At 72.2% G+C, this 19,091-nt stretch carries 19 protein-coding genes; 9 read left to right on the top strand and 10 right to left on the bottom strand.

Features of this window, described 5'->3' with window-relative positions; translation table 11 throughout:
* The first annotated feature begins 66 nt into the window (after positions 1–66).
* Entirely contained in the window at positions 67–1,587 is a 1,521-nt protein-coding gene (locus tag LR269_RS02935; protein ID WP_231429212.1) for a flotillin family protein, read from the top strand.
* Between the two features lie 108 nt (positions 1,588–1,695).
* On the opposite strand, the gene LR269_RS18965 is transcribed toward LR269_RS02935, so the two are convergent.
* A complete protein-coding gene (locus LR269_RS18965; RefSeq protein WP_231429211.1) occupies positions 1,696–2,292 on the bottom strand; it encodes a GNAT family N-acetyltransferase in 597 nt (198 codons plus the stop codon).
* 269 nt (positions 2,293–2,561) lie between these two features.
* On the opposite strand from LR269_RS18965, the gene LR269_RS02925 reads away from it, so the two are divergent.
* Positions 2,562–3,071, top strand: a complete 510-nt coding sequence (locus LR269_RS02925) for a nucleoside deaminase (RefSeq protein ID WP_231429210.1) — start codon at positions 2,562–2,564, stop codon at positions 3,069–3,071.
* Positions 3,072–3,132: 61 nt separating this feature from the next.
* Entirely contained in the window at positions 3,133–3,807 is a 675-nt protein-coding gene (locus LR269_RS02920) for a GntR family transcriptional regulator (RefSeq protein WP_231429209.1), read from the top strand.
* 104 nt (positions 3,808–3,911) lie between these two features.
* Here the strand turns inward: LR269_RS02920 and LR269_RS02915 are convergent, their stop codons facing one another.
* Positions 3,912–4,685, bottom strand: coding sequence for an SOS response-associated peptidase (locus LR269_RS02915; protein WP_231429208.1), 774 nt, complete (start codon positions 4,683–4,685; stop codon positions 3,912–3,914).
* A 102-nt stretch (positions 4,686–4,787) separates the two neighbouring features.
* Here LR269_RS02915 and LR269_RS02910 point away from each other — a divergent pair, with 102 nt between their 5' ends.
* Both LR269_RS02910 and LR269_RS02905 read left to right on the top strand, forming a co-directional pair.
* Positions 4,788–6,149, top strand: a complete 1,362-nt coding sequence (locus tag LR269_RS02910; RefSeq protein ID WP_374201068.1) for a flavin-dependent oxidoreductase — start codon at positions 4,788–4,790, stop codon at positions 6,147–6,149.
* Positions 6,150–6,153: 4 nt separating this feature from the next.
* The gene (locus LR269_RS02905) at positions 6,154–6,615 is read left to right on the top strand and encodes a MarR family winged helix-turn-helix transcriptional regulator (RefSeq protein ID WP_231429206.1); all 462 of its coding nucleotides are present in this window, start codon (positions 6,154–6,156) and stop codon (positions 6,613–6,615) included.
* Positions 6,616–6,678: 63 nt separating this feature from the next.
* Here the strand turns inward: LR269_RS02905 and LR269_RS02900 are convergent, their stop codons facing one another.
* A complete protein-coding gene (locus tag LR269_RS02900; protein ID WP_231429205.1) occupies positions 6,679–7,056 on the bottom strand; it encodes a nuclear transport factor 2 family protein in 378 nt (125 codons plus the stop codon).
* Between the two features lie 107 nt (positions 7,057–7,163).
* On the opposite strand from LR269_RS02900, the gene LR269_RS02895 reads away from it, so the two are divergent.
* A complete protein-coding gene (locus LR269_RS02895; RefSeq protein WP_231429204.1) occupies positions 7,164–7,661 on the top strand; it encodes an RNA polymerase sigma factor in 498 nt (165 codons plus the stop codon).
* Between the two features lie 37 nt (positions 7,662–7,698).
* Here the strand turns inward: LR269_RS02895 and LR269_RS02890 are convergent, their stop codons facing one another.
* A complete protein-coding gene (locus LR269_RS02890; RefSeq protein ID WP_231429203.1) occupies positions 7,699–8,238 on the bottom strand; it encodes a YbaK/EbsC family protein in 540 nt (179 codons plus the stop codon).
* Between the two features lie 97 nt (positions 8,239–8,335).
* Between LR269_RS02890 and LR269_RS02885 the strand changes: the two genes are divergently transcribed.
* Positions 8,336–8,842: a hypothetical protein gene (locus tag LR269_RS02885; protein WP_231429202.1), complete on the top strand. Its 507-nt coding sequence runs from the start codon at positions 8,336–8,338 to the stop codon at positions 8,840–8,842.
* 6 nt (positions 8,843–8,848) lie between these two features.
* Here the strand turns inward: LR269_RS02885 and LR269_RS02880 are convergent, their stop codons facing one another.
* The 3 genes from LR269_RS02880 to LR269_RS02870 all read right to left on the bottom strand — a co-directional run bounded on the left by LR269_RS02880 (position 8,849) and on the right by LR269_RS02870 (position 12,449).
* Positions 8,849–9,904 (bottom strand): nitronate monooxygenase family protein, encoded by a 1,056-nt coding sequence (locus LR269_RS02880; protein ID WP_231429201.1) that lies wholly within the window; start codon positions 9,902–9,904, stop codon positions 8,849–8,851.
* Positions 9,901–10,773, bottom strand: a complete 873-nt coding sequence (locus LR269_RS02875) for a flavin reductase family protein (protein WP_231429200.1) — start codon at positions 10,771–10,773, stop codon at positions 9,901–9,903. The genes LR269_RS02880 and LR269_RS02875 overlap by 4 nt, the downstream gene beginning before the upstream one ends.
* A gap of 317 nt (positions 10,774–11,090) precedes the next feature.
* On the bottom strand, positions 11,091–12,449 hold the full coding sequence (locus LR269_RS02870; RefSeq protein WP_231432214.1) for an aminotransferase class V-fold PLP-dependent enzyme: 1,359 nt from the start codon (positions 12,447–12,449) through the stop codon (positions 11,091–11,093).
* A gap of 283 nt (positions 12,450–12,732) precedes the next feature.
* Between LR269_RS02870 and LR269_RS02865 the strand changes: the two genes are divergently transcribed.
* On the top strand, positions 12,733–13,650 hold the full coding sequence (locus LR269_RS02865) for a DNA-3-methyladenine glycosylase (RefSeq protein WP_231429199.1): 918 nt from the start codon (positions 12,733–12,735) through the stop codon (positions 13,648–13,650).
* Between the two features lie 92 nt (positions 13,651–13,742).
* Here the strand turns inward: LR269_RS02865 and LR269_RS02860 are convergent, their stop codons facing one another.
* Together LR269_RS02860 and LR269_RS02855 are read right to left on the bottom strand one after the other, a co-directional pair.
* Positions 13,743–14,615 carry a carbohydrate kinase family protein gene (locus tag LR269_RS02860; protein WP_231429198.1) on the bottom strand — a complete coding sequence of 291 codons (873 nt, stop codon included), beginning with the start codon at positions 14,613–14,615 and terminating at the stop codon, positions 13,743–13,745.
* Between the two features lie 75 nt (positions 14,616–14,690).
* Positions 14,691–15,125 (bottom strand): helix-turn-helix domain-containing protein, encoded by a 435-nt coding sequence (locus tag LR269_RS02855; protein ID WP_231429197.1) that lies wholly within the window; start codon positions 15,123–15,125, stop codon positions 14,691–14,693.
* Positions 15,126–15,231: 106 nt separating this feature from the next.
* On the opposite strand from LR269_RS02855, the gene LR269_RS02850 reads away from it, so the two are divergent.
* On the top strand, positions 15,232–17,532 hold the full coding sequence (locus tag LR269_RS02850; RefSeq protein WP_231429196.1) for an LLM class flavin-dependent oxidoreductase: 2,301 nt from the start codon (positions 15,232–15,234) through the stop codon (positions 17,530–17,532).
* 2 nt (positions 17,533–17,534) lie between these two features.
* Here the strand turns inward: LR269_RS02850 and LR269_RS02845 are convergent, their stop codons facing one another.
* On the bottom strand, positions 17,535–19,040 hold the full coding sequence (locus LR269_RS02845; protein ID WP_231432213.1) for an amino acid permease: 1,506 nt from the start codon (positions 19,038–19,040) through the stop codon (positions 17,535–17,537).
* Between the last annotated feature and the right edge of the window lie 51 nt (positions 19,041–19,091).

The raw sequence follows: 19,091 nt of genomic DNA, 5'->3' as shown, positions 1-19,091 counted from the left end.
CGCAGGCCGCCATTCTTGAGCAGGGCCACCCGAGGCCCCCGACCCGAACCCGCCCGAGAGGACCCAATGCTCGAGTTCTTCGCCGCCGCCCCGATCATCGGCATCGTCATCCTTGCCGTCATCGTCGTGATCGCCCTGTGGATCTGGGCGAAGGTGCTGTACCGCAACGTCTCGCCCGACGAGGCCATCGTCGTCACCGGCAAGCGCTCGCGTCGCCGCGTCGTCGACGGCGTCGACACCGAGGAGTCGGGGCAGCGCGTCGTGCACGGCCAGGGCGTGTGGATCATGCCCTTCTTCCAGAAGGCGCACAAGATCTCGCTGCGCTCGCGCGCGATCGAGATCCGCGCCGAGGCGCAGACGAACAACGGCATCACCGTGCACGTCGACGCCGTCGCGATCGTGAAGGTCGGTGACTCGGCCGCGTCGATCCGTGCCGCCGCGCAGCGGTTCCTCGGGCAGGACAAGAACATCGACATGTTCGCCCAGGAGGTGCTCTCGGGTTCGCTGCGCGCCTCGATCGGTGCGACCGACGTGCTCACGATCATCAACCGCCGCGACGAGCTCTCTGCCGCGGTGCTCGGCGTCGCCCGCGAATCGCTCGTCAACCAGGGCCTCGATGTCGACTCGTTCGAGATCAAGGGCATCTCCGACACCAACGGCTACATCGACGACCTCGGCCGTGCCGAGCAGGCGAAGGTGCGCAAGCAGGCAGAGATCGCCGAGGCCGTCGCACAGCGCGAGGCGCGCGAAGCCGTGATCGCCGCCGAGCAGACCGTCGCCGAGCGCGAGGCCGAGCTCGCCCAGCGCAAGGCGGCGCTGCAGCGCGAGACCGACAAGGCGATGGCCGAGGCCGCCGCCGCCCGCCCGCTGGCCGAGGCGCTCTCGCAGCAGGAGGTCGTCGCCCAGCAGGAGATCACCGCGCAGAAGAAGGCCGCACTGCGCGCCGCGGAGCTCGACTCCGAGGTCAAGGCCGTCGCCGACGCGCAGGCCTACAAGGTGAAGGTCGAGGCCGAGGCCGCAGCCGAGGCCGTGCGCATCGCCGCCGACGCCGATCGCATCGCCCGCACGGCCTCGGCCGAGGCGCTCAAGGCCGAGGGCCTCGCCGAGGCCGACGCGATCCAGGCGAAGGGTGCCGCAGAGGCCGCCGCGACGAAGGCCGCGGCCGAGGCCGTCGCCCAGCAGTCCGAGGCGCTGCTGCAGATGCGCGTCATCGACGCCCTGCCGCTCATCGCCCGCGAGCTCGCCGCACCGATGTCGAACATCGACCAGCTCACCGTCGTCTCGACCGACGGCGCCTCGCAGCTCGCGAAGAACGCCGTCTCGGGCATCACCGAGGTCGACGCGATGCTGAGCTCGACCATGGGCGTGGGGCTCAAGGAGCTGCTCGGCTCGATCATCGGCGGCGCGGCCGCAGGCGGTGCGGCTGCTCGCGCCGCCGACCACGACGGTGCGGCCGTCGGTGCCGCGGTCGCATCGGCCGGCGCCAAGCTCGCTGCGGCCGTCGGCCCGGTCGCCGAGCGCCTCGACGCGCTCGAGCCGCTCGTCGACGACGTGGCCGACGATGCGGGTGCCGGCACGGCACGCTGACGCGACTTCGTCGACTCGGGGCCGGGTGATCCTTGCGGATCCCCGGCCTCGATCGCGTCACGCCGTCGAGTCGCGGCCGTCGCCAGGCCGCCGTCGCACCGCTTCGGCTCAGCCCGGAAGCTCGCACCACATCGTCGCGACGCGGCCTCCGCCGATCGGGGCCGTGAAGGCGCCGACCTCGCGGAAGCCCGCTCGCTCGTAGCGCCGGTTGTTCGCGGGGTTCGTCGACTCGAGGTAGGCCGGCAGCCCCTGCGCGGCGAACGCGCGCAGGTTCTCGGCGAGCATCTGCTGGGCGAGGCCCTCGCCGCGTCGCGACGGGTGCGTCGCGAGCAGGCTGAGGTACATGTGCGGGGGTTCGGCCGGGTGGTGGTGCTCGAACGCCTCCCAGATCTCCGCGAACGCGCGGCGCTGTTCGTCGTCGAGGCGCTCGTCGACGAAGGCCTGCACGTCGGCGAGCTGCTCGCGCGTCATCTCGTCGCCGCCCGACGGCAGCCACACCGCCACGGCGGCACCGTCGTCGACGACCCACACGGTCTCGTACCGGAGCGCGCCGCGCACGAACGGCGCCCAGAACCGCTCGAGCGCGGTCGCGTCGCCGTCGGCGAGTCGCAGGATCGGGCCCCACGCGGGATCGTCCGCGAAGGCGAGGGAGAGGGTCTCGGAGATGGCGGGCACGTCGGCGTCGACGGCGAGTCTGAGCTGCACGAGTCCATGGTGGCACGGATGCCCCGGCTCTGAGGTGTTCGCCGATTCGACGGCATCGTCGCGGGCTGCCCTAATTGGTATACCATCATGGGCGCGCGGAGGATCGCGCGGACGCGACCGGCCGAGGGGATTCGGAGGGCGCTGCGATTCGGAGACGTTCGGTTCCCGGGTTGCAGCAGCGTCGCGTGATCGCGCATTCTCCGCGTGATCGCTACGCTCGCGAGGCAGAGCCCGCGAGGGGCGGGTTGCCAGGCAGAGGAGACGAACGGATGACCCGACGAGACCCCCGACCGCCCACCACGGCCGACGTGGCGCACCTGCGACGCTGCGTCGACCTCGCACGCGAGGCGCTCGACTCCGGCGACGAGCCGTTCGGCTCGCTCATCGTCGACGCTGAGGGCCGCGTGCTGTTCGAGGACCGCAACCGCGTCGCGGGCGGCGACCAGACGAGGCATCCCGAGTTCGAGATCGCGCGCTGGGCCGCCGAGCACCTGACGCCCGCCGAGCGCGCGGCGAGCACCGTCTACACGTCGGGGGAGCACTGCCCCATGTGCTCGGCCGCGCACGCGTGGGTCGGTCTCGGCCGCATCGTCTACGCGGGCAGCACCGAGCAGCTCGTCGCGTGGCGACGGTCGTGGGGGCTGCCCGACGGGCCCGTTGCCGCGCTGCCGATCGGCGAGATCGCACCGGGCATCGACGTCGCCGGCCCCGCGCCCGAGTTCGCCGACGAGCTGCGTGCGCTGCACGCCCGCTGGGCCGGAGTCGACGATCGCGTCTGACGGCGCATCACGCCCCCGTCGTGCCGCGGCACGAGCGGACGCGGATGGAACAATGGTGCGCATGAGTGCGCCCGACGTGTTCGAACCGGAGTCCGTGCGGGTCACCCGGCGGATCCGCGACGAGATCCTCGACGGCGTGCGACTGCCCGGATCGAAGCTCGTCGAGCGCGACCTCGCCGAGGAGCTCGGCGTCAGCCGGGTCCCCGTGCGGGAGGCGCTGAAGACGCTCGTCGCCGAGGGGCTCGTGACCCCGCGCCCGCGCACCTGGGCGGTCGTGCGGGAGTTCACCCCTGCCGATGTCGCCGACCTCAACGAGGTGCGCTCGGCGCTCGAGGTGCTGGCCTTCCGGCTCGCGGCCAACCGGCGCACGCGCGAGGGCCTCGAGCGGCTGCGCGCGGCACTCGAGACCGAGCTCGACGCGGCGCGCGCCGGCGACGCGGCGCGTGCCCGCCGCGCTGCGGCCGACTTCCACGAGACCGTGACGGCGATCGCGGGCAACGACCTGCTGTTCGAGATCGACGGGCTGCTGCGCAGCCGGATCCGGTGGTTGCTCGTGCAGCACGAGGACCTCGACCGGGTCGCGGCAGAGCACCAGGCGCTCTACGACGCGATCGCGCAGCGAGACGTGACCCGCGTGAGCACGCTGATCCTCGCGCACATGGGCAACATCAGGTACCTCGACGACCCGACCTGGCGCGAGGACGATCCGCTGCTCGGGGCGGCGCCGGTCGAGTAGGCACGGGCCCGTGGTCGAGCGGCGACGCAGGAGCGCAGCGAGATCGGATCTGGGTCTCGACAGGCGGGCTCCTTCGTGGCTCGCTGCTCGCCCGGCGAGGTCGCTCAGACCTCGGAGGACAGCGGGTCGATGAGCGTGGGGTCGCCGGGGTCGATCGCGCGGTGGTTGTTCACGCGCGGGTCGACCTCGTACTCGGTGATCGTCGGCGCGACGCGGTCGGACGCCTCGATCAGGAAGTCGACCATCGCCTGCATTCCGCCCGCGTCGAGCTTCGCCGGGTCGAGGTACCGCTCGATCTCGTCGAGCGGCAGGTACACCGGCATGCGGTCGTGGATCTCGCCCGAGGCGTCGCGCGCCTCTCTCGTGATGATCGAGGTCGACACCTGCCACTCGCCGTCGGGCAGCTTGCGCGCGGTCGAGATGCCGGCCGCCGCGAGCACGTCGCCCTCGCCGTGCAGGTAGTGGGCGCGCTTCTTGCCGGGCTCGCCCGTCCACTCGAAGTAGCCGCGCATCGGCACGATGCAGCGGCCCTGGGCGAACGCGCCCTTCCACAACCCGTTGGTGGCGACCGTCTCGATGCGGGTGTTGAACTGCGGGCGCTTCGCATCTTTCATGAACGACGGGTGGAAGTTCCAGACGGCCGGCTCGAGCCGCCGCACGAACTCGCCCGTCTCGCGATCGGCGCGTTCGCGGACGATTGGCACCGTATCGGTCGGCGCGAGGCTGAAGCTCGGCTGCCAGTCGTCGAAGTCGTTCTCGGCGTCGAACACCGCCGTGAGGTCGTCGACCTTCTGCGAGACCACGAATCTGCCGCACATGGATGCCTCCTGGTCGATGCCGCCCGGGTTCACCACCAGCCTGCCACCGAGCACCGACATGCGCGACGGCCTTGCGGAGAAAGAGTTTTGTTGCAAAACTATCTGCACGCTCCCGACGAGACCGCACCCCTGCGACCGCGGCGCGCCCATGACAAGGAGGCCATGTTGAAGATCGTCATCGCCGGGGCCGGCATCGGCGGGCTCGCCGCTGCCCTGAGCCTGCACCGCGCGGGCTTCCGCGACATCACCGTCTACGAGCGCGTGCGCGAGCTCAAGCCGCTCGGCGTCGGCATCAACCTGCTGCCGCACGCGGTGCGCGAGCTCACCGAGCTCGGCCTCGCCGACGAGGTCGCCTCGATCGGCGTGCCGCCGAGCCGCCTCTCGTACTACAACCGCTTCGGGCAGCCCATCTGGTCGGAGCCCCGCGGCCTCGACGCCGGCTACCGCTGGCCGCAGCTCTCGGTGCACCGCGGCGAGTTCCAGCTGCTGCTCGCCCGCGAGGTGGAGCGCCGCCTCGGGCCCGACACGATCCGCCTCGGCTGCCGGCTCGTCGGCGTCGAGCACCTCGAGACCGACTCGCCCGTCGCCCGGGTGGCCGGCCACGCCGAGTTCGCCAAGTTCGTGCGCGAGGGCGGCGACGGCCGGCCCGAGGAGTTCGAGGTCGCCGCCGACGTCGTCATCGGCGCCGACGGCATCCACTCGGCGATGCGCGCCCAGGCCTACCCCGACGAGGGCGGCCCCGTGTGGAACGGCCTCATCCTCTGGCGGGGCACCGCGACCGTGCCGACCTACCTCGACGGCCGCACCATGATCATGGCGGGCGACGGCGAGCAGAAGTTCGTCTCGTACCCCCTCGTCGCCCCCGGCGCCGACGCGGGCGCAACCCGCCTCAACTTCATCGCCGAGCGCCGAGCGCCCGAGGGCGTCGACGAGACCGCCGACTGGAACCACGCCGTCGACGCGGGCCCCATCGAACGGCTCTTCGCCGACTGGAGCTTCGACTGGCTCGACGTGCCCGCGGTCATCGCTGCCGCCGACGAGATCCTCGAGTACCCGATGGTCGACCGGAACGCGCTGCCGCAGTGGACCTTCGGCGGCTCGACGCTCATCGGCGACGCCGCGCATGCGATGTACCCGAACGGGTCGAACGGCGCTTCGCAGGCGATCATCGACGGGCGCACGCTCGCCTTCCACCTCGCGAACGAGGCATCCGGTCCGGAGGTCTCGACCGACGCCGAGGCGCGTGCCGGTGCCGTGCGCCGCGCCCTCGCCGCCTACGAGGCCGACCGCCGTCCCACGACCGCGCGGCTGCTCGAGATGACCCGGCAGCTCGGGCCCGAGAAGGTCATGCAGCTCGCCTACGACCGCGCGCCGGAGGGGTTCGCCGACATCCACGACGTCATCCCCGCCGAGGAGCTGCAGGAGATCGCCGACGGCTACAAGCGCACCGCCGGCTTCCACCCCGCCGCGCTCAACGAGCGAGCGTCGCTCACGCCCGAGTCGGCGCCGCCGATGGCAGACTGAACGGATGACCGAGGGACAGCCGGCACAGGAGCTCGCGCGGCTGGGCTCGATCGTGTCGCCGCTGCGGCGCGGCCTGCTCAAGGCCGCCCGCACGGCCGCGCACCTGCCCGACCTGCCCGACGCCCACATCGAGGTGCTGCGCGCGCTGCCGCGCGGCGTCATGCGATCGCCGGGGGAGCTCGCCACCGAGCTCGGCCTCAGCCGGCCGACCGTGAGCAACCTGCTGAAGGCGATGGAGTCGGCGGGGCTCGTGACCCGCGAAGTGCCCGAGACCGACCGGCGCCGCGTCGAGGTGCGGGCCTCGACGCGGGCGCTCTCGCTCTTCGACCGGTTCGACCGGGCGAGCGAGGCGATCCTCGTCGCATCGCTCGCCCGGCTCGACGACGCCGACCGTGCGGCGCTCGCCGTCGCACTGCCCGCGCTCGAGCGCCTGCGCGACGTCGTGCAGGAGGCGGCGCGAGGCTGAGCGCCTCGCGCGGAAGTGGCCCCGCCGACGACGCTCGGCGGACGCGCTCGGTCGGCGACAGGTTCAGACGGTGCCGAACGGGTTGTCGATCACGTACCGCCAGCCGTGCTGCTCGTCGTACCGGGCGACGTCGGCCGTGATGCCCCAGAGCGACACCTCCGAGCCGTCGGGACCGGCACCCGCGATCGCCCACTCGGCCATCACGAGGCCGGTCCCGCCCGTGACGAACGCGTGCTTGGTGCGCATCGAGATCGGCAGCCGCAACGCGAGGAACTGCTCGAGTGCGGGGCGCACGGCATCGCCCTCGACCGGCTGGCCCGGGGCCGGCACGAACACCGCGCCGGGCTCGTTGAGGTCGAGCAGGCCTTCGAGGTCCTGGGCGTTGAAGCGCTCGGCGAAGGCGAGGGGCAGGGCGCCGAGGTCGGTGACGGGAATAGACATGGAGGCTCCGATCTTCGAGTAGGTGACCCGGAGGACGGGTCATCGAGAAAGACGTCGACGAGCGAGAGATGTGACAGATGCCCTCATCCGCCCCTCAGGAGAGCACGTTGCTCGAACTCATCGCCGATGAGCCCCAGAGGCTCCGTCGTCGCGCGCTCAGTCTCGGAATCCATCCCGACGACGCCGACGACCTCGCGCAGACCGTGCTGCTGCGCGCCTGGAAGGCGATCGACGGCGTGCGCGACCCCGGCGCGGGCACGGTGTGCGCGTGGGTCGACGCGATCGCGCGCAACACCGCCGTCGACCACCTCCGCGGGCGGCGCTTCGACGACCGGCTCGACGCCGAGTCGCACGTCGACGCACCGTCGGTCGACGAGCGCATCGAAGCACGCGTCGACCTTCGCGCGACCCTCAGCGCGATCGGCGACCTGCCCGAGCCGCTACGGACCCCACTCGTGCTCTCGGCGCTCGAGGATCGATCGGGCAACGAGATCGCCGAGTTGCTCGGCATCAGCCCGGCGCTCGTGCGCCAGCGGATCAGACGGGCGCGCCAGCGCTTGGCCGCCGCGCTCTCGTCGCGCGCGGTCGAGCCCGACCCGGGCTGAGCGGGGGGGGTGCGGGGACGCTCGCCGCGCTCGCTCCTCAACCCGCGAGCGGGAGCGCGATCGGCAGCACCTCGGCGCCGGGCAGGCCGGCGAGGTACGCGCCCGACACGAGCAGTTTCGCGTCGCGGTTGCCGCCGCCGACGATGAGGCGTTCGTGCGCGGCGACCGACTCGTCGACGAGGATCGGCCAGCCCTCGGGCAGGCCGAGGGGTGTGATGCCGCCGACCTGCATGCCGGTGAGCTCGACCGCGAGGTCCATGGGCGCGAACGACAGCTTGCGGGCGTCGAGGCGCCGTCGGACCGCGCCGTTCACATCGAGCCGGTCGGCGCCGCGCACGAGGCACGCGGCGTACCAGGTGCGGTCGCCGCGGCGGGCCTGCACGACGACGCAGTTCGCGCCGTCGCCGGGCGAGATCTCGTAGTGCTCGCAGAACGCGGCGGTGTCGGCGAGCGACGGGTCGATCGACGCGACGAGCACGTCGCGATCGGGCGCGGCGGCCAGTGCGGCGGCGGTCGGCGGGGCGAGCAGCTCGGGCGAATCGACGGCGGGCGAGAAGTCGAGGGTTCCGAAGCGCATGGTCGCAGCGTAGCGGCGACCGGTGGAGCGGGACTCGAACTTCCGATCGATGCCGGGCTCCGAGGCATCCGCGTACCCTCGGAGGGGAGGGAACACCATGGATCTCGAGCCGATGCTCTTGAAGCTCGACCGCATCGCCGGCGGCCGCGCCGCGGGCGTGAAGGTCGCGGACGAACTCGTCGGCCACCCGCGCACCCGCCGCGCGTTCACGTGGATCACCTGGCTGCTCGCGCTCGAGGTGCTCATCGGGCTCGCGGCGTTCGTCGTCGCGGCCGTGCTGTTCTTCAACGGCACGGTGCTCGCGTTCCCGGTGTGGATGCGCATCCTCGTCGTGCTCGGCATGACCGTCACGCTCTTCTACTTCGCCTGGCGGGCGCAGAAGGGCTACCGCTGGGCGTACTCGCGGCTGCGGCTGTTCAGCAAGATCTTCCCGGTCGTGACGCTCGTGATGGCCGCGATCCCGGGGCTCTTCCCGTTCTGGATGGTGACCGAGCAGATCGTGTTCAGCCTCATCCTGATCGGCATCGCCGACTTCCTCGACAGCGACCACATGCGGCAGGTGTTCCGGAAGCCGGACGAGCAGACCGGGCACGCGGTCTCGTAACGGCGCTCAGAACCGGCGGGCGAGCAACCGGGATGCCTCGTGCGTGAGCCCCGCGATCACGTCGGCGACCGGGCGTGACGTGCGCAGCAGCCCGACCCCCTGACCGGCGTCGAAGGGCACGAGGTCGTGCTCGCCGGCGGAGTTGGCGCGTGCGAACTCGGCCTTGAACGCGTCGAGACCGTCGCCGTGGCTCTCGCCGCGCAGCTCGGGCAAGCGGTGCTCCCATTCGTCGACGAAGTCGTTGCGGATGACCCGCTCGGGGAAGCGGTCGGGCCACGGCAGCCCGAGTGCGGCATCGGCCGCGCTCGTGTTGACCGTGTCGTCGCCCGTCGCGGCGAAGATCACCGGCTTCGCCGACTCGGGCGTGAGCGCCTCGGGGCTCGCGATGAACGCGGTGCCGATCCAAGCGGCGTCGGCACCGGCCGCGAGCACCGCCGCGAGGCTGCGACCCGAGCCGATCCCGCCGGCGGCGAGCACCGCGGGTGACCCCGAGCGACCGGTCGACTCGTGCGCGCCGGTCGCCCCGGCGGCGGCCCGGCGGTCGTCGAGCGCGTCGAGCACCGCGTCGAGCAGGGCGAGCGTTCCCATGCGCGGGTCGCCGTGCCCGCCGCCCTCCGCGCCGCGGGCCACGATGACGTCGACCCCGGCATCGGCCGCGACGACCGCCTCGGCCGCGGTGTAGACCTGCGTCGCCGCGAGGCATCCGGCCCCGTGCACGCGGTCGACCCAGTCGAAGCGGGTTGCGAAGCCGACCGAGACGAGCGCCGGGCGGGCCTCGAGCGCGACGTCGAACATCGCCGGGTCGCGTTCGAGCCCCCAGTGCACCATGCCGATGCCGAACGGGCGCCGGCCTCCTGCCGCCTCGAACTCGGCGCGCTGCGCCGTGAGCTTCGCCGCCGAGCCCGCGCTGCCCATGCCGATCATGCCGAGCGCGCCCGCACGGGACACCGCGTCGGCGAAGCGTCCGCCGGCGACGCCGCCCATCGGCGCGCTGACGATCGGCGTGGCGAGGCCGAGCGAACGCGACCACGCCGTCGAGAGTACCGGGGTGGCGTCGCTCACGACTGCACCTCCTGTTCGGCCGCCCGGCTCACGAACGCCGGATCGGCCGAGACGATCCGCGACACCTCCTCGCCGCCGTCGCACCGGCACAGGCTCACGATCGCGCCGTCGTCGGTCAGCTCGCGCAGGGCCCACGTTCCGCCGAAGCTCTCCCAGCGCTCGAGCTCCTCGAGCGGGGTACGGGCGACGCGGGATGCCTCGGGCTGCGCCCGCCCCGAGACATCCGGAAGCGAAGCGGCAGTGGGCGACTTGCGCGTCCATCCGACCTGCTCGCCGCGGTCGAAGAAGTGGCGGAAGCTGTAGATGAGCGGGTGCCACGCGTGCGGGTCGACGTGCTGGGTGCCGGGCACGTTGAGCTCGGGCAGGGCGTGCACGCGCACCACCTCGACCTCGACCATGAAGTACCCGGCGTCGACGCCGGAGGTCATGCGGCGCACCCGGCCCTCGAACTGCAGCGGCGCCTCGCGCACGCGCGGTGGTGAGACCAGGTCGGACGGCTGCGCGCTGAACCCCGCGAGCTCGAACTTGCGCGGCTCGAACCGGTACTGGTCGGCCTTCGCGTCGGGCACCGGGTCGCGACCGGTGACGGCCGAGAGCCGCTCGACCTCGCGCCACTGCTTCGCCGCGGGGAAGTTGACCGTCAGCTGCGGACGTTCGAGCAGGTTCTGCGCCGACTGGCCGTCGGCCTCGAGTCCGAGCACGAGCATGCGCCCGAGCGCCCAATGGCTCGACGCGGGCGCGAGGTTCGCCGTGCCGTCGGCGTTCTCGGTGACGACGAGGTAGACGGGCGTGCCCACGTAGAGCACGGTCGGCTCGATGACGAGGTGCTCGTCGTTCACGGCGGGGTCGGGCGCATCGGCTCGCGGCATTGTTCGCCTCCCGGCGGTCGGTTCGCGGATGCCTCAACGCTACGCCCGCACGCTGCCCGCGCCGCCGTATGTGACGACGCGGGCACCGCGGATCGGGGGTCAGGCAGCGCCGGACTCCGCCCCGAGATGGCCCCGGCGTTCGGGCCCGAACCCGCCTGGGTGCGGATGAGCCGGAGCACCTCGAGCACCCGCAGCGAGAGGGCCCGTGGCATCCGCCATGAATCAGGTACGACGCGCTGAGGTGGGTTCGAACCGACCTCAGCGCGCCGAACCCACCTCAGCGCGGAACGGCCCCGCGTCGAGCAGCTCGCGCGCGCTCAGCGCATCGAGTCGAGGATCGCGACCAGCTGCTCGAACGTCGTCATCGGGTTGATGATCGCGAACCGGGTGTTCGGCCGCCCGGCGTGCGAGCTCGGCGTGACGAACGCGCGCTGCTCGTCGAGCAGCTTCGCCGACCAGCGCTCGTAGTCGTCCATCGTCCATCCGTCGCGCTCGAACACGACGATCGACAGCTGCGGGTCGCGCACGAGCCGCAGCTCGGGTCGGGTGCGGATCTCGTCGGCGATGCGCTGGGCGAGCTCGAGCGAGTTCGTGATCGCGGCGCGGTACGCGGCGGCGCCGTAGGTCGCGAGCGAGAACCAGAACGGCAGGCCGCGCGGGCGGCGGGTCAGCTGCACCGCGAAGTCCGACGGGCTCCACTCGGGCTTGCCCGTGAGGGTGTCGAGGTACTCGGCGTGCTGCGTGTGGGCGCGGCGGCCGATCTCGGGGTCGCGGTAGATGAGCGCGCACGCGTCGAAGGGGGCGAACAGCCACTTGTGCGGGTCGACGATCACCGAGTCGGCCCGCTCGACGCCGGCGTAACGGGCACGGGCGACCGGCGAGAGCATGCCGGTGAGGCCGTAGGCGCCGTCGATGTGCAGCCAGAAGTCGTACTCGTCCTTGAGCGCGGCGATCGAGGCGACGTCGTCGACGATGCCGAAGTTCGTCGAGCCGGTCGTCGCGATCACCGCGAACACGTCGTCGCCGTGCTCTTCGAGCGCCGCGCGCACGGCGTCGCCGCGAAGCATGCCGTCGTCGCCGGCCGGAACGAGCACGACGTCGACGTCCATGACCTTCGCGGCCGACTTGTTCGACGAGTGCGCCTCGGTCGAGCAGACGAGCTTCCAGCGGGCGGGCATCGGCGCGCCGGTGGCGGCGCGCTTCTCGCGGGCGAGTTCGCGCGCGGCGACGAGCGCCGAGAGGTTGCCGATCGTGCCGCCCTGCACGAACACGCCGCCGGCACCCGTCGGCAGGCCGAACTCGTTCGCGAGCCAGGCGAGCACCTCGTTCTCGGCGTGCACGGCGCCGGAACCCTCCATCCAGCTGCCGCCGTAGAGGCTCGACGCCGAGACGACGAGGTCGAACGCCATCGCGGCCTTCGTCGGTGCCGCGGGGATGAACGAGAGGTACTGCGGGTGGTCGATCGTGATGCACGCGGGCGCGAGCACGTGCTCGAAGATCGAGAGCGCACGGCTCGCGCCGATGCCGCGCTCGTCGATGGTGCGGCCGGCCAGGCGCTGCAGCTCGGCCTCGGTCTCGGGCTTGTCGAGCGGAGTGTCGGTCGAGAGCAGGCGCCGACGCGAGTAGTCGAGCACCAGGTCGACGATCGATTCGGTTTCTCCGGTGACGGCGTGCATGCGGGTCGCGTCGATCGACGAGGAGGCCGCGGCGGCGCCCCGCTCGGAAGCGGCGGTGGTCGCGCGGGCGGGGGATTCTGGTGCGGTGCCCATGTCTGTCCTCTCGAATGGCAGAGCAAGTCTCACCCCTGATGGGGTTTCACGCAACTTCCTCGCACAGATCGCGATCGAAGCGCAACGATCCATTGTCCGATGCGATTCTGTGCAAGCTCCGTGCGTCGGCCTGCACACGGTGCTCCGGCCTCACGGCGGGCGCGTCGGCGGGATGGCGCACACTGGAGAGGTGACCGCAGACGCCGAGCTCGACTGGCGCGCGCCGCACCCGACCGACCTGCACCAGACCGTCGGCGCGCTGCGCCGCGGCCCCCGCGACCCGAGCTTCGCCACCGCGCCCGACCGCTCGGTCTGGCGCACGACGCGGATGCCCTCGGGCATCGCGACGATGCGGCTCTCGCAGCGCGGCACCGACGAGTTCCGCTGCGAGGCCTGGGGGCCGGGCGCGGCGGAGGCCGCGACATCCGCCCCCGAGCTGGTGGGGGCGCGCGACGCGACCGATGCGTTCGAGCCGTTGCTGCCGCGGCTCGCCGACGCGCATCGGCGCAATCCGGGCATGCGGGTCGCGCGCAGCGGTCGCGTCTTCGAGACGCTCGTGCCCGCCGTGCTCGAGCAGAAGGTGATCACGCTGCAGGCCCACGACTCCTGGCGCGCGCTGCTGCAGCGGTTCGGCGAACCGGCGCCGGGGCCCGTGCCGCGCACGATGCGGGTGGCGCCGTCGGCCGACGGCTGGCGACGCATCCCGAGCTGGGAGTGGCACCGGGCCGGCGTCGACCCGAAGCGCTCGCGCACGATCGTCGCGCTCGCCCCGTACGCCGCGCGCATCGACGAGGCCGCGTCGATGACACCCGCCGACGCGTTCGCCCGGCTCACCCACTTCACGGGCGTCGGGGCGTGGACGGCCGCCGAGGTCGCCCAGCGCGCGCTCGGCGACGCCGACGCCGTCTCGGTCGGCGACTACCACCTCGCGAACTTCGTCGGGCACGCGCTCGAGGGCCGTGACATGACCGACGACGAGATGCTCGCCGCGCTCGAGCCGTGGGCGGGCCAGCGCTACCGGGTCATCCGGCTGCTCGGGTACTCGGGTGCTCGCGGCAAGCCGCGCCGCGGCCCGCGCATGGAGTTCGTCGACCATCGCGGCCGCTAGTTCGTCGACGCGGGTCGATCGATAGGCGCGCAGCGCCGGATCGAGACCACTGCCCGTGGTCTCGACACGCTCCTTCGTCGCTCCTCGACGGCCTACCCGCCCAGCACGGCGTCGAGCGCAGGGTGCAGGTGGCGGGTCGTCAGCACGGATGCCGCGTGCCGGGCGCCCGCCGCGAGTGCCTCGGGCAGCTCGGCTCCGTCGAGGGTGGCGTCGAGCACTCCCGACATGAATGCGTCGCCTGCGCCGTTCGTGTCGAGCACGTCGACGGGCGCCGCGTCGACCCGGTGTTCGCGACCGGCGGCGTCGAGCGCGACCGCGCCCTCGGCGCCGAGCGTGCACACCGCGATCGAGGCGCCGCCGTCGATGAGGGTGCGCAGGAACGGCACCGGATCGCCGATGCCGTCGGCGTTCATGAACACGGCGTCGGCGGCCTCGATGAACGGGCGGTGGAACGCCGCCCGTCCGTCGTAGTCGTGGATGTCGGTCCAGATCGGACGGCCGGTCGCGCGAGCGGCGGGAATGAGCCGGCCGGCCTCGGGCGCGAGGTCGAGCACGATGGCCGCGGCATCCGCCATCGCCTGGCTCACGGATGCCTCGGTCGCCTGCCGCGACTCGGCCGACGCCTCGCCCGGGGAGGAGAGGTAGAGCGACACGCGCTCGCCGGCGGGGGTCATGAGGTTGAGGTGCCGCTCGGTCGCGCCGGTCGGCCCGACGATGAGTTCGACCCCGGCCGCCTGCAACGCCGCCGATACGCGAGCGCCGTCGGCGTCGGCCCCGATGAGCGTGTAGAACGCGGGGCGGCGGCCGAGGCCGGCGAGGCCGAGCGCCTTGCCCGCCGAGGTGCCGCCGACGGTCTCGTGTTCGGAGAGTGCGAACTGCATGTGCGGCACCGGCTCGGGCAGCCGGTCGAGCAGGACGATGCGGTTCCAGGACGCCGGGCCGGCGATGAAAACGTTTGCAGTCACGAGCTCCATCCTGTCGGACGCGGTCGCCTCGCGCGATGTCGGTCTCGGCGGGCTCGCATTCGTCGAACGGATGGCTCAGAGGGATTCTGCGCCCGTGACTCGCGTGGCCCGGTCGTCGGCGCGCTGCCATTCGACGAGGGGCTGCAGCAGTTCCATGAGTTGGAGTGCGCGGGTGCTCGGCGTGTAGTGGATCGTGACGGGGGTCGTCGGGCGCACGTGCCGCTCGATCAGCCCGTCGGCCTCGAGCTCTCGCAGTCGTGCGGTGAGCACCCGGTCGGAGATGCCGTGCACGGTGTCGCGGTACTCGCTGAAGCGCCGCGCGCCGCGCACTCCCGCGAGCAGGATCGCGGCGTTCCACTTGCGGCCCGCGAACTCGATCGCGCCGGTGAACCGGCGGCACGCCTCGTCGTCGATGTGCCCGAGCTCGCGCAGGCGCGCCGAGCGGCGCGCGCCGAGCTCGTCGGCCGAACGCCCGGCCGAGCCGCCCTCGGCCTCGCGGGAATACTCCATGTGCGCCGCTCCTTCACTTACTTCGAGTAAGCAGCTTACCTGCTGTGTGCGCGGGTCGCGGCATCCCGGAATGATGGAAACCCGACCCCCGCTGGAACGGAGCACCATGCACTACGGACGCGAACTGCAGTTCGGCACCTTCGTCACGCCCGTCAACGACCCGCCGCAGCAGGCGGTGCGGCTCGCCGAGCTCAGCGAGACGCTCGGCTACGACCTCGTGACCTTCCAGGACCACCCGTACCAGCCGGCGTTCCACGACACGTGGACGCTCATGAGTTGGGTCGCCGCGCGCACGAGCCGCATCCACGTCGCCGGCAACGTGCTCAACGTGCCGCTCCAGCGCGAGCCCGCCGTGCTCGCCCGCGCCTCGGCCAGCCTCGACCTGCTGAGCGGCGGCCGCTTCGAGCTCGCCCTCGGCGCGGGCGGCTTCTGGGACGCGATCGCCGCGATCGGCGGTCGCCGACTCACGCCCGGCCAGGCGGTCGAGGCACTCGACGAGGCGATCCGCATCATCCGCGGCACCTGGGACGCCGGCAACCGCGACCGTTTCACCGTGCCGGGCGAGTACTACCACGTCGACGGCGCGAAGCGCGGGCCGGCGCCGGCGCACGACATCCCCATCTGGATCGGCGCGCTCAAGCCCCGCATGCTGCGCCTCATCGGCCGCGCGGGCGACGGCTGGCTGCCCTCGCTCGCGTACCTGCAGCCCGGTGACTACGCCGACGGCGCCGCACGCATCGACGAGGCCGCACTGAAGGCCGGGCGCAACCCGGCCGAGATCCGCCGGCTCATCAACGTCGCCGGGCGGTTCACGAACGGCGCGGGAGGCGGGGTCGACGTACGGCGCCGCGGCGGCGCGATCGAGGGCGCGCCCGCCGACTGGGTCGAGCAGCTGCTGCCTTTCGTCGTCGACGACGGGGCCGACACGTTCATCCTCGCGGGCGACGACCCGACGAGCATGCAGCGCTTCATCGAGGAGGTCGCGCCCGCCCTGCGCGAGGCGGTCGAGCGGGAGCTCGGGCCGGATGCCTCGGCCGCCGTGATCCGCTCGACCGCGTCGCTCGCGAAGCGCCGCGACGGGATCGACTACGACGCCGTGCCCGCCTCGCTCGCGGCATCCGCGATCGAACCGGGCGACGCGAGGTTCGCGCGCGTGCGCTCGACCTACCTGCGCGGCGGCGACCCCGGACTCGTGCTGCAGCCGACCACGACCGCCGAGGTCGTCGACGCGGTCGCGTTCGCACGCGCGAACCCCGACGTGCCGCTCGGCATCCGCAGTGCCGGGCACGGCATCAGCGGCCGCTCGACGAACGACGGCGGCATCGTCATCGACCTCTCGCGCATGCGCGCGATCGACGTGCTCGACGAGGCATCCCGGCTGGTGCGCATCGAACCGGGCGCCCGCTGGAAGGACGTCGCCGCCGCCCTCGAACCGCACGGCTGGGCGCTGAGCTCGGGCGACTACGGCGGGGTCGGCGTCGGCGGACTCGCGACGGCCGGCGGCATCGGCTGGCTCGTACGCGAGCACGGCCTCACGATCGACCACCTGCGCGCGGTCGAACTCGTGCTCGCCGACGGCAGCGTCGTGCGCGCGAGCGCCGACGAACGGCCCGACCTGTTCTGGGCCGTGCGCGGCGCGGGTGCGAACATCGGCATCGCGACGGCCTTCGAGTTCGAGGTCGACGAGGTCGGCACGGTCGCGTTCGCGCAGCTCACCTTCGACGCGAGCGACACGGAGGCATTCCTCCTCGCGTGGAGCGACTGGGTCGTCGACGCGCCGCGCGACCTGACGAGCTTCCTGCTCGTGCAGCCCGCGGGCGGCGGCAGGCCGCCGATCGCGCACGTGATGACGGTCGTCGACTCCGACGACGCCGACAGCGTGCTCGCCCGGCTGCAGCCGATCGCCGACGCCGCCCCACTCATCGGTCAGGACGTGCGGCTCACGAGCTACCGCGCGATCATCTCGAACGCGGGCGACGGCAGCCACAGCGCCGAGGGCGAGCCGCTCTCGCGTACGGGGCTCATCGGGCGCTTCACGCCCGAGTTCGCCCGCGACGTCGCGCGGTTCCTCGAGACGGGGGCGAGCTACTTCTTCCAGGTGCGGGCCGCCGGCGGTGCGGTGCACGACGTGCCGGCGGATGTCACGGCCTACGCCCACCGCGACGCCGAGTTCTCGGTCGTCGCGATGGGGACCCGCGCTCGCCGGACTTCGGAGACCTGGGACGAGTTGCTCGCCCCGCACATGTCGGGCGCCTACCTGAGCTTCGAGACCGAGGTCGGGCCGGCGCAGCTCGCCGCCGCCTTCCCGCCCGCGACGCTCGAGCGGCTGCGCCGCATCAAGGCCGAGGTCGACCCGGGCAACCTGTTCAGGGACAACGCGAGCGTCGCGACCGAGGTCGGGGTGTAGGCCTACTCGTCCTTGCTGCCGAACCTCGGCGGGTTGTCGACGGCCGGCCGCTCGGCGACGACCGGGAACGCCCCCGTGTGCCCCTCGCGCTCGAGCGCCGCCTCGGCGATGCGCTTTCGGAAGGCGAACCAGCCGATGACCAGCAGCGGGATGAGCGCGAGGCTGCAGATCAGCACCCATCGCCCGGTCGGCGAGAACGCCATCGTGACGAGCACGAACGCGAGGAACGCGAGCGTGAGGTACCCGGTCCAGGGGGCGCCCCACAGCCGGAACGACGGCCGCTCGAGACGCCCCTCCTTCGCCCACTTCGCGAGCTTCATCTGGCAGAGGATGATCGTCGCCCAACCTCCGATGATGCCGACCGCCGCGACCTCGAGCACGATCTCGAACGCCTCCGACGGCACGAGCGCGTTGAGCCCGACGCCGAACAGCGTGATGACCGCGGTGAGCAGGATGCCGCCGTAGGGCACGCCGCTCTTGCTCATGCGCTCCGTGAAACGGGGCGCCGAGCCGTTGACCGCCATCGACCGCAGGATGCGCCCGGTCGAGTACAGGCCGGCGTTGAGCGACGACAGCGCCGCGGTGAGCACGACGAAGTTCATCACCGACGCAGAGACCGCGCCCGCCTCCGGCGATCCGATGTGCGAGAAGAACGTCACGAACGGCGACTCGTCGGCCTGGTACACGGTGTACGGCAGCAGCAGCGAGAGCAGCAGGATCGAGCCGAGGTAGAACACCGCGATGCGGAGCACGACCGTGTTGACCGCCTTCGGCATGATCTTGCGCGGCTCGGCGGTCTCACCGGCGGCGGTGCCGACGAGCTCGATCGCCGCGTAGGCGAACACGACGCCCGAGATCGCGAGGATCGGCGGGATGATGCCCGTCGGGAACCACCCGCCGTTGTCGGCGATCACGCTGAACCCGGTCGGGCCGACGTCGGTCTGCCCGATGAAGACGATGAAGATGACGCCGATGACGAGGAACGCGATGAGCGCGGCGACCTTGATGAGCGCGAACCAGAACTCCATCTCGCCGAACATCTTCACCGAGACGAGGTTGAGCGAGAGCACCACGATGAGCGCGACGAGGGCGATCACCCACTGCGGGATCGCCTCGAGCGCCGGGAAGTACTGGCCCCAGAACTTCACGTAGAGGGCTGCGGCCGTGACATCCACGATCGAGGTGAACGCCCAGTTCAGGAAGTAGAGCCAGCCCGCGGTGTACGCCATCTTCTCGCCGTAGAACTCGCGCGCGTACGAGACGAACGAGCCCGACGAGGGTCGGTGCAGCACGAGCTCGCCGAGCGCGCGCAGGATCAGGAAGGCGAAGAACCCGCAGATCGCATAGACGATCAGGAGCGACGGGCCCGAGCTGTTGAGCCGCCCGCCGGCGCCCATGAAGAGGCCCGTGCCGATCGCGCCGCCGATCGCGATCATCTGGATCTGCCGGGGTTTGAGGCTCTTGTGGTAGCCGTGCTCCTCGTTCGAGAAGTCCTGCACGGCGAGCATCTCGTCGCCGATGCGCTCCCGCGTGTTCTCGAGGTCGTCGACCGGATCGTG

It is taken from the genome of Agromyces sp. S2-1-8 (assembly GCF_021129215.1).
GTDB classification, from domain to species: domain Bacteria; phylum Actinomycetota; class Actinomycetes; order Actinomycetales; family Microbacteriaceae; genus Agromyces; species Agromyces chromiiresistens.
The sequence above is the reverse complement of the archived record's forward strand: the minus strand, read 5'-3'. Positions and strand labels throughout refer to the sequence as shown.

Excerpts from the sequence above, each read along its gene's own strand:
- LR269_RS02875 (WP_231429200.1), bottom strand. The coding sequence starts at position 10,773 with ATGCCGCGAGCCGATGCGCCCGACCCCGCCGTGAACGACGAGCACCTC.
- LR269_RS02935 (WP_231429212.1), top strand. The coding sequence starts at position 67 with ATGCTCGAGTTCTTCGCCGCCGCCCCGATCATCGGCATCGTCATCCTT.
- LR269_RS02905 (WP_231429206.1), top strand. The coding sequence starts at position 6,154 with ATGACCGAGGGACAGCCGGCACAGGAGCTCGCGCGGCTGGGCTCGATC.
- LR269_RS02910 (WP_374201068.1), top strand. The coding sequence starts at position 4,788 with ATGTTGAAGATCGTCATCGCCGGGGCCGGCATCGGCGGGCTCGCCGCT.
- LR269_RS02855 (WP_231429197.1), bottom strand. The coding sequence starts at position 15,125 with ATGGAGTATTCCCGCGAGGCCGAGGGCGGCTCGGCCGGGCGTTCGGCC.
- LR269_RS02870 (WP_231432214.1), bottom strand. The coding sequence starts at position 12,449 with ATGCACGCCGTCACCGGAGAAACCGAATCGATCGTCGACCTGGTGCTC.
- LR269_RS02885 (WP_231429202.1), top strand. The coding sequence starts at position 8,336 with ATGGATCTCGAGCCGATGCTCTTGAAGCTCGACCGCATCGCCGGCGGC.
- LR269_RS02900 (WP_231429205.1), bottom strand. The coding sequence starts at position 7,056 with ATGTCTATTCCCGTCACCGACCTCGGCGCCCTGCCCCTCGCCTTCGCC.
- LR269_RS02920 (WP_231429209.1), top strand. The coding sequence starts at position 3,133 with ATGAGTGCGCCCGACGTGTTCGAACCGGAGTCCGTGCGGGTCACCCGG.
- LR269_RS02915 (WP_231429208.1), bottom strand. The coding sequence starts at position 4,685 with ATGTCGGTGCTCGGTGGCAGGCTGGTGGTGAACCCGGGCGGCATCGAC.
- LR269_RS02850 (WP_231429196.1), top strand. The coding sequence starts at position 15,232 with ATGCACTACGGACGCGAACTGCAGTTCGGCACCTTCGTCACGCCCGTC.
- LR269_RS02925 (WP_231429210.1), top strand. The coding sequence starts at position 2,562 with ATGACCCGACGAGACCCCCGACCGCCCACCACGGCCGACGTGGCGCAC.
- LR269_RS02890 (WP_231429203.1), bottom strand. The coding sequence starts at position 8,238 with ATGCGCTTCGGAACCCTCGACTTCTCGCCCGCCGTCGATTCGCCCGAG.
- LR269_RS02845 (WP_231432213.1), bottom strand. The coding sequence starts at position 19,040 with ATGCTCGCCGTGCAGGACTTCTCGAACGAGGAGCACGGCTACCACAAG.